Source organism: Stieleria sedimenti (assembly GCF_025060895.1).
Lineage (GTDB): Bacteria > Planctomycetota > Planctomycetia > Pirellulales > Pirellulaceae > Stieleria > Stieleria sedimenti.
Genome location: NZ_JANZKV010000216.1, coordinates 41,592 through 52,184, shown reverse-complemented (window position 1 = coordinate 52,184; position 10,593 = coordinate 41,592). Strand labels below are relative to the sequence as shown.

At 59.1% G+C, this 10,593-nt stretch carries 1 protein-coding gene (cut by a window edge); it reads left to right on the top strand.

Annotated features, from left to right (window positions below; genetic code table 11):
• Nucleotides 1–596 precede the first annotated feature (596 nt).
• On the top strand, nucleotides 597–10,593 hold the beginning of the coding sequence (locus tag NZK35_RS26375; RefSeq protein ID WP_259635513.1) for a CARDB domain-containing protein. It continues 22,442 nt past the right edge of the window; only the first 9,997 of its 32,439 coding nucleotides appear in the window; its start codon is at nucleotides 597–599; its stop codon lies off the right edge, out of view.

The following is a 10,593-nucleotide window of genomic DNA, read 5'->3' as shown; positions in this document are numbered from 1 at the left end:
AGCCTGCACACCAACACTTAAGCCCGCGCCATTCGTACCTGACCCCTTTTCCGCTCGACGTGCCTCCTTCCTGCGACCGGCGTGATTTCGCCATTTGGGGACCCACCGGCTTCTTTCGGAATTTTCGACACGTCTCGGTAAACGCCACCTCACACCTCGAAGAGGTTAAAGCCATTAGCCGGTGGTAAGCGCAGCGCCACCATCGGAAAGCATGGAAAAACAATCCCTTCCACCGCCCGCCAATCCGCCGAAGGCGGATTGGCGGGCGGTGGAAACGGCGGGGTTCGTATTGCGTTCCCCGGGTGCGCTTTGCGACCCGGGGCTAATTGCTGAAATCCCTTCGGGATAGAGATGGAAGTGTTGGCGTTCACCAAGAAGTGTCGAATTTTTTTGATTTAGACCGAACCTTCCCGGACGAATCGGAGCGGGAAATCGCATTAAACTTTGTTACGTACGCCAGTACACGCACTCCGCGATTGCCCCAAACTGCTTTCCACAAACCGTTCGCCAGCCGACCAACAGATTTCGCCGTGAAAACGGTACGACTCTGATTGGCGGGCTGCCAGGCGGCCAGGCGAGCGAACGGTAGACCCAAAATGCTCCACGCACCGCGACGAAAACGAAAGACTCGACGTCAACGACTGCAACGCCGACATCGCAAACAGCTGCATCTTGAACTTCTGGAAGATCGTCGGCTACTGGCCCAGGTCGACTGGGACGGCGGGGGCGACGGAAGTAGCTGGTCGGATCCGTTGAACTGGAGTTCCGATCAGTTGCCCACGGCGGTTGACGACGTCGCGATCAGCCTGCCAGGGGACTATTCGGTCGTGCTCTCCAACGACGTTTCCCTTCAGTCACTGACCGTCGGCAACCCCACGGGGACCCAGACGCTGCGGCTGAATTCAAGCACCCTTGATGTCACCAGCGGATTGTTTGAGATCGAGGCCGGTTCGACGGTTGCCGTCACCGCGCCCGGTTCGATCGGTGGTGACGTCGTCAATCATGGGGTGTTCGAGGCGATTTTCCAGCGTGGCAACCAATTGACGGCCTCATCATCGGTCGCGTTGACCGGAGCGTTCACCAATACCGCCGGCGGCGTGCTGCGATTACTCCCCGGGATGAACGCTCCGTCATACAGCACCCAGCGGGCGAATCTGACGGTTGACTTTCAGAACGGCCTGACCAACGCGGGGACCATTGAACTGAGCGAGGGAGCAAGTTCCAGCGATGATGCCGGCAATACGACGTTGCTGGTGAGCGGTGGGGCCTTGAACAATCAGTCGACCGGCGTGATCGAGTCACTCGTCGGTGGCGGTTTCGGAACAATCGGCTCGCGAACCATCGCCGGCACGATCAACAACGACGGCGCGATTCAGGTCACCAGCCGGAGTCTCACCCTGACCGGTGGTACGCTCACGAGTGCTGGTGACATCACGGTCGATGCGGGCCGCACGTTGACGATGTCGACTGGTTCACGCTTCAATCCGTCGAGCGGACAGGTGCTCGGCGAAGGTACTTTCGCACTGCGATCGGGCGCGGAGCTCGGCGACGGAACGCTTCGAGGACGAGCCTATTTTTATGACGCGACCGTCCCGGCCGATGCGACGCTGGTCAATGCCGGTGAGCTGATCATTCCGTACCAGCCTGGCAATGTCTTGACATCCTCGGCAACACGCACGTTTGCCGGCGCGTTCACCAATGCTGCCGGCGGCGTGCTGCGATTGCTCCCGGGGATGAATGCTCCCTCGTACAGCAATCAGCGTGCGACGCTGACGGTTGACTTTCAGAACGGCCTGACCAATGCGGGCATCATTGAACTGAGCGAGGGACCGAGTTCCAGCGATGATGCCGCCAATACGGTGCTGCAAGTCAGCGGCGGGTTGCTGAACAACCAGTCAACCGGCGTGATCAAGTCGCTCGTCGGCGAAGGTCTCGGAAGTATCGGTGGCCGCTCGATCGAGGGTAGTCTGGTCAACGATGGGACGATCACCATCGAAAGCGGTCTGGTGCATCGGGGAATCGGAGTCGGTGCCCGCTTGGACAACAACGGGTTGCTTTCACTGACCGCAAGTCAGAGTCTGTCGCTGATCGATGTAACCCTGAACAACGCGGCAGACATCGGGATTCCAGCAACATCCAGCATTTCGTTATCGGCCGGCCGGTTCAATCCGCTCAGCGGTCGAATGACTGGCGACGGAGCAATCAGTCTCGCCGCTGGTGCAGAACTCGGGGATGGCACCCTCACCGGGCGATTGATCTACAACGACGCGACGTTTCCCATCGGAACGAACTTCGTCAACGAAGGCACTGTCGAAGTTCCTTACCAGCTTGGCAATGTCTTGTCATCCTCGGCAACACGCACGTTTGCCGGCGCCTTCACCAATGCTGTCGGCGGCGTGCTGCGATTACTCCCCGGGATGAACGCTCCGTCATACAGCACCCAGCGGGCGAATCTGACGGTTGACTTTCAGAACGGCCTGACCAATGCGGGGACCATTGAACTGAGCGAGGGAGCAAGTTCCAGCGATGATGCCGGCAATACGACGTTGCTGGTGAGCGGTGGGGCCTTGAACAATCAGTCGACCGGCGTGATCGAGTCACTCGTCGGTGGCGGTTTCGGAACGATCGGCTCGCGAACCATCGCCGGCACGATCAACAACGACGGCGTGATTCAGGTCACCAGCCGGAGTCTCACCCTGACCGGTGGTACGGTCACGAGTGCTGGTGACATCGCTGTCGATGCGGGCCGCACGTTGACGATGTCGACTGGTTCACGCTTCAATCCGTCGAGCGGACAGGTGCTCGGTGAGGGTACTTTCGCACTGCGATCGGGCGCGGAGCTCGGCGACGGAACGCTTCGAGGACGAGCCTATTTTTATGACGCGACCGTCCCGGCCGATGCGACGCTGGTCAATGCCGGTGAGCTGATCATTCCGTACCAGCCTGGCAATGTCTTGACATCCTCGGCAACACGCACGTTTGCCGGCGCGTTCACCAATGCTGCCGGCGGTGTGCTGCGATTGCTCCCGGGGATGAATGCTCCCTCGTACAGCAATCAGCGTGCGACGCTGACGGTTGACTTTCAGAACGGCCTGACCAATGCGGGCATCATTGAACTGAGCGAGGGACCGAGTTCCAGCGATGATGCCGGCATCACGGTGCTGCAAGTCAGCGGTGGCACGCTGGTCAATCAAGCGACCGGAACCATCAAGTCACTCATTGGCGGCGGTACTGGAACGAGCGGTTCACGCACCATTAGTGGCCCGATCACCAACGACGGCACGATTCTGGTCGAGTCGCAGGATCTCTCGCTCAGCGAAGCACCGAGCAACTATTCGGCGGGCCGTTTAGATGGCGGCAGCTATGTCCTGTACGGCAGGCTGACATTTCCCAACACGGGCATTGAATCCAACGCGGCATCCATCGAGACGCACGGACTGTCTGGCGCCGTCGGAATTTTTGATCCTTCCGGCAGCATCTCATTGGTGTCGCTGACCCTCAATGAACCCGAGGGAGAGCTTGAATTACTCGACAATTCATTCCTCTATTTAAGTGGCGCCTTCGAAAACCAAGGACGATTTCGCCTCGACAATCAGAGCGATTTCGGCACCGGGTTCTTTGCAAACTTCACCCAGTCCGCCGGCGTGACCGAAGTCACGGCCGAAGCTGAGATATTTACAAATGTCTTTCGCATCGACGGTGGTACCTTGCAAGGCAACGGCTCGATTCTCGGGGAAGTGGACAATCAGGGTGGAGTCGTCCGACCGTTGGCCGGCGGTCTTGCAATCTCATCGGTCGAGGGAGCGGGGCCATACAAACAAGGCAATGGTGGAACCCTTCGCATCGAAATCGGCGGTGCGACGCCTGGTGAGTTCGGCTGGATCCAAGCGGGCTCGGCCAGTCTCGACGGTACCCTCGATGTTTCGGTGCTTCCCGGATACGCTCCCGGGCCAGGGGACTCGTTTGAATTCTTTGACTATCCGCTCTTTTCAAGCAGCGGTGATTTCGCCGCGTTCTCCGGTCTCGACTATGCGCCTAATCGCATCTTGGTTCCGAACCGGACCGGTGACGGCTACTTTCTCCAGGCCGATGTCGTCGGCATCAGCGTCGAACCGTTTGAAGGATTGACGACGACCGAAGCCGGAGGCACCGCCGAGTTTTCGATCACGCTGGATCAGCAACCCACCGCCGACGTCACGATCGGGATCTCTTCGAGCGACGAAAGCGAAGGAATCGTCAGCGTCGATTCGGTCACCTTCACGCCCACCGATTGGGCTCCCAAGTCGGTCACCGTCACCGGCGTCGATGACTTCCAAGACGATGGCGACATCGCGTTTGCGATCATTACTGATGCCGCCGTCAGCGATGACCTGAATTTCAAAGATTTCAATCCCATCGATGTTTCGCTGGTCAACCAAGATGACGATGAAATCGGCCTCATCGTCACGCCGCCGTCGTCCACACAAACGACCGAAGCCGGCGGGATAAGTGAGTTCTCGGTCTCCCTGGGCAGTCAGCCGACCGCGGACGTGGTCGTCGACGTCCGTTCTTCTTTGACCCGTGAAGGCCAAGTTTCCGTCGACAGGCTCATCTTCACACCCGAGAACTTCAACATTCCACAAACGGTGACGGTCACCGGCCAAGACGACCCGGTCGATGACGGCGACACCGACTACGCAATCACGCTCAGCATCGCTTCAACGGCTGACACCGACTACCAAGCGGCCGCCGATCAAACCATCACTCTGACGAATCTCGACGACGACACCGCGAACTTCGTTTGGGACGGCGGCGGCGACGGAACCAGCTGGCACGATCCGCTCAACTGGCTCGGCGATGCCGTGCCGGATTCGGGCGCCGATGTCCGGATCCCCGACCAACCGGGGACGCCCACCGTTTCGATCACACAGTCGGTCACGGTCAACACCGTCTACGCGGAAGAACTCGTCGCGATCGCCGGAGGGACAACAGCAATCTCCTCAAGTGCCCTCTTGATCGATTTGGGGCTCGAGGGCGGAACGCTTTTGGGCGATGGCGATGTCACAATCACCGAGTCGTTGGATTGGACCGGCGGTTTCATGCGCGGCTCGGGCACAACCATCCTTGCTGCGGGAGCGACCGGATCGGCGACCTCGACTGGGTTTAACAGCGGTCTGCTGAGAGTCTTGGAAAACCACGGTGACCTGACGCTGACGGGCGGCAATTTTCATGTGTTGCGGACGTTGTCTGGTGAGATTGGTGTGCTAGCCAACATGGACGGGGGCCTGTTGCAAGTTGATGGTGAAACCGACGTGCGTGTTACCTTCAGCGGCGGATCATTGGGGGTCAACGGTTCCGGGCGTCTGACCAATGCGGGAACGCTACGTCACACCGGTACTGGCCAGACATTGATCGACGCATCATTTGAAAGCGATGGCGGCACCATTGACATCAACGCGGGATCGGTCCGACTCGCCGGTGGGGCGAATCTCATTGATGCCACCGTTGTCGGCAGCGGACTGACCGTTGCGGGGACCGTGACGATCGATAGCCTCGCGTTTGACAACGAAGTGCGAATCGACAGCGGGAGCCTGACGATTGTTCCCGGTGCAAGCCTGACCGGCAATGCCTTTCTAGATGTTGTCGGCGACGTGAACATCGCGACCGACGCGACGGTGAATCGACTGCGCGTTTCCGGTGGCAGCCTTTCCGGCAACGGCGATGTCACGATCACCGAGACGTTGGACTGGACCGGCGGTTTCATGCGCGGCTCGGGCACAACCATCCTTGCTGCGGGAGCGACCGGATCGGCGACCTCGACTGGGTTTAATAGCGGTCTGCTGCGGGTGCTGGAAAACCATGGTGATCTGACGCTGACGGGCGGCAATTTTCATGTGTTGCGGACGTCGTCTGGAGAGATTGGTGTGCTAGCCAACATGGACGGGGGCCTGTTGCAAGTTGATGGTGAAACCGACGTGCGTGTTACCTTCAGCGGCGGATTTTTGGGGGTCAACGGTTCCGGGCGTCTGACCAATGCGGGAACGCTACGTCACACCGGTACTGGCCAGACAATCATCGGTCCCGACGTCGAGAATACTGGGGTGATTTCCGTTGAATCGGGACGCCTTGATTTTGTGGGCAGTTTCGACAACTTCTCCGATCAGCGGCTTGCCGGAGGACGTTACATCATCGCCGGTGAATTGCGATTTCCCGGTGCCGACATCCAGTCCAATGCCGCGACGATCGAGTTGATCGCTCCGGGGGCTGCGATTCGCGATACGAGTGGGAATGACGCCCTGCGAGCGTTTTTTCTTAACGAAGCCGATGGGACCTTCGCCATCGCCGATGGGGCCAATGTCACCGTGCCGGCGGACTTCACCAATGCGGGCCTCGTCGATATCGAATTTGACAGCACGTTTTCGGTTGCCGGAAACTACTTGCAGACCTCCGGGTCCACCGAGGTCTATGATGGCGGACGACTCGAACTCACCGGAGGCCTTGCACTTCAGTCCGGCGCACTTGTCGGCGACGGCACGGTGGCAGCCGACGTCTTGAACATCGGCGGCCAAGTGATTCCACTTCATCTCGGCATTTTCGATGATGAACCCGGCAGGTTGACCATCGATGGGAATTATCGTCAGGATGCTGGCGGGACACTTTCCGTCGACATCGCCGGAACGGCCGCGGGTACCACATACGATCGACTGGAGGTCACCGGTTCGGTCGACCTTGACGGCACCCTGAACGTGGCCGTCGATAATACCTTCCTTCCCAGTCGCGGCGATCAATTCGACGTCGTGACATTCGTCGGACTAACCGGTGATTTTTCAACCTTCAACGGATTGGTGATCGACAGCAATCGGGCTCTCGTGCCGCTCCGTGGTGACACGACGTATTCACTGGCCAGCGTCGTCGCGGGAATCAAGATCGAACCACTGACCGGACTGCAAACGACCGAGGCCGGCGGCACCGCGACGTTTACGATCGAGCTGGAAGATGCCCCGTCGTCGCCGGTGACGATCAATCTCGAGCCGAGTGACTCGGGCGAAGGGACGCTCAATGTCCCGTCGGTGAGTTTCGATGGCAGCAACTGGAACGTGCCGCAAACGGTGACCATCACCGGCGTCAATGATTTCGTCGACGATGGTGACCAGCCCTATTCGATCATCACCTCCCCGGTGATCAGCGACGATCCGCTGTTCGGCGGGCTCGACCCGTCGGACGTCCCGGTTGTCAACGTGGATGACGACACGGCTGGTTTCACGATCAGTACACCGACGACAACACAGACGACCGAAGCAAGTGGTGGCGCTGTTTCGGGACTGTCGACCATCACGCTCGATCTGGCCGATGTGGTTGGAGGTGGTGATGGGACGGGAACCGGCGGCGACCAGGGCATCCATCCGGTCACTGGGGCAGTCGTCTTGTCACACACAGGCATTCTCCCGGTGGGCTCCAGGAACGTTTTCTCTCCCGTACCCTCCTCGCCATTTATCGATGGTGTTTTCATCCCTGACGGCGGAGGCATCGGAAAAACACCGATCACCGTTTCGTCAACTGGGCTGGAGGTTTCTGGGATCGGCGACAGTGTGTCTTTTTCTTACGACCACATTTGGAACGGGAACACCCAAAGTGTCTCAACCGTTCATCCGACCGACACGCGTATCGGATTCCACTCCAATAAGGCGATCACCTTTGACCTGGATGCATTCGAATTGGTCAATCCTGGGCTCGAAGCGACGACCTTTACAACCTTGGTCGCGATCGAAAATAGCATGGGCAGCGTTGAGTTTACCGTTGTTGTCGACGGAACCATCCATGACCAGGTCAATCTAAGTGGCAATGAATCGGAAGCGTTGACGACAATACTTTCGCCGAATGATCGGTTCTTGACGTTGGTCGCGACGGATCGCGGTGACGGTTATGCCAATGATCATTCCATCTTCGGTGATCCGACTCTCACGCTGGAACCCCCATCTCCTCCCGCCGAGTTCACGGTCGTCCTGGACAGTCAACCCACGGCCAATGTCACGCTCGCGGTCAAATCCAGCGACGAGAGCGAAGGCACGCCGTCCGTCGACCAAATCCTTTTCACCCCCGACGATTGGGATCAACCACGAAGCGTTGCCATCGTTGGTCAAGACGACGAGGTGGACGATGGCGACATTCCCTATGAAGTCACGATCGGCGTCTCCGGTTCCAGCGACGTTGTGTATGCAGGCCTGGCCGATCAAACGCTGGGTCTGACCAATCTCGACGACGACACGGCGGGCATCACCGTCGCGGCTCCGGCGACGCTGGAAACCACCGAGGCCGGAGGGACCGGGACGTTTTCGATCACACTGGACAGTCAGCCGGTCCAAAACGTTACCATCGAACTCGGAGTCAGTGACCCGACCGAAGCTTCGCTTGCACCGGGAACCCACACGTTCACCCCGACCAACTGGAATCAACCGCAAACGTTCACTGTCACCGGCCTGGACGACTTGCTGGACGACGGTGATGTCCCTTACGAGATCATTTTTGCCGCAACGACCAGCGGAGATCCTCTCTACGACGGAATCTTGCTCGGGGCCTTACCCGCGATCAACCTCGGAACCGACACTTATGATTTAAGGCTTAAGAACGTCGACACGAGTGGACTGACTTACGATTCGCAATTGCTGACCGTCGGTGGTTCCGTTTCAGCGACCGTCGCCAACCCGGGACCGATCGGCACCACCGGTCCGATCGAAGTCGCCTTTTTTGAAGACACTGACCTGAACGGATTGTTTGACGCTGCTGTCGACAAAGTTTTGGGAAGCGCGACGATCAGCGATCCTCTGGCCGCTGGCACCAGCGTTCCCGTCTCCGCGACACTTTCCGGGAATGTCCGTTTCGTGGACAACGTGATTTGGGGCGTCGTCGATAGCGAGAACGCCTTCGCGGAGATCGACGAGCTGAACAACTACGCTCGTCATGAATGCCTTGCCGGTATCGAAGGATCTGAGCTCCCCGCTCCCGATCTGACCGCGTCCTACATTCGGACGAACGCCGCAGGTACATCGGTCGACGTCGTGGCTCGGGTTGGAAACGGAGGCCAAGTGCCCACCGAGCCCGGCGTTCCCGTCGCGTTCTACGACGGCGACCCCGGCCAGGGCGGCGTGCTGCTCGGAACGACGAATACGACACAACGACTCGAACCTGGAGAATTCGAAGACGTCACGCTCACCGTCCCGGTGGGATTCTCGCAACTCTGGGTCGTCGCCGATGACGCCGATGACGACGGTGCCGGCAACGGCACGCTGCTCGAATGTGATGAGGACAATAACATTACATTCGTCGAGGCGGCACCAAGACCCGACCTCGACATCGAAGTCGTCTCGTCCGCCGCGACCGCACAGACCAGCCAGGTCATTCCCGTCACCTGGCGGGTCAGCAACATCGGGCAAGCCACCGCCGAATCGCCCTGGGTTGACCACGTCTACCTGTCGACCGATCAAGTCATCGATGCGTCGGACACGTTGCTGGGCCAATTCACTCGTACCGAAGACCTCGCGGTCGCTGGCAACTACGACGTGCAGCTCGATGTCACGCTTCCACGCGACACGTTCGGCGACCTGTTTCTTCTCTTTGCGACCGATGTGACCGGCGGGATCATTGAGCTCGATGAGCTGAACAATGTTGAATCTGCGGCGATCACCATCACCCCCGCGCCAACGCCCGATTTGGTTTTCGCATCCGCATCCATCAGTGAGCCGTCCATCCAACCCGGCCAAGAAATCACGCTCCGCTGGACCGTCGAAAACTCCGGTGACGCGGCGACCGATGCATCATGGACCGATCGCGTTTACTTTTCAACCGACGGGACCATCGCCAACGGAGTCGCGGTCGCCACGGAGCGGCACGACGAGTTGCTCGCCAACGGTTCGTCGCGATTGGTGACACATACGATCGTCATCCCCGATCTCGCCGATGGCGACTATCGCGTCGTGTTCGAGACCGACGTTGACGACGAGCTATTCGAACGCGAAGGCGAATCGAACAACGTGTTCGTGCTGCCGCAAACCATCACGCTCGGGCATCCCGATCTGACAGGCGTCTTCATCAGTCCGCCCACCGAAGTCGTCGCAGGGAACTCACTCACGCTCGATTGGAGCGAAAGCCAGATCGGAACCGCGGCAACGCTCACCGGTTTCACCACGCGGATTTATCTGTCGGAAAATGACCAAGTCGATGCCAACGATGTGCTGCTTTCGGAGCGCGTCGATACCGCGGTTTGGCAACCCGGCGGCAGCCAAGATTTTCAAACGGAAGTAGACATTCCGATTGAATTGAGCGGAAGTCAATTCTTGCTGCTCAGCATTGACGACGGAGATGAAATCTACGAACTGGGCGGCGAAGGCAACAACGTGATTGCCAGTCCGATCACCTTGACCGTGCCACCACACGCAGACCTGGTGACCAGCAACGTGGTCAGTCCCACCTTGGTGATCGGTGACCCGGCAGCCATGACCGTCAGCTGGACGGTGGCGAATACCGGCGAGGCGGCAACGAATACTGATCGCTGGGTGGATACGATTGTCCTGTCGTCGGACGAGATTTTTGGGAATGGCGACGATCGCGTGGTTGGTC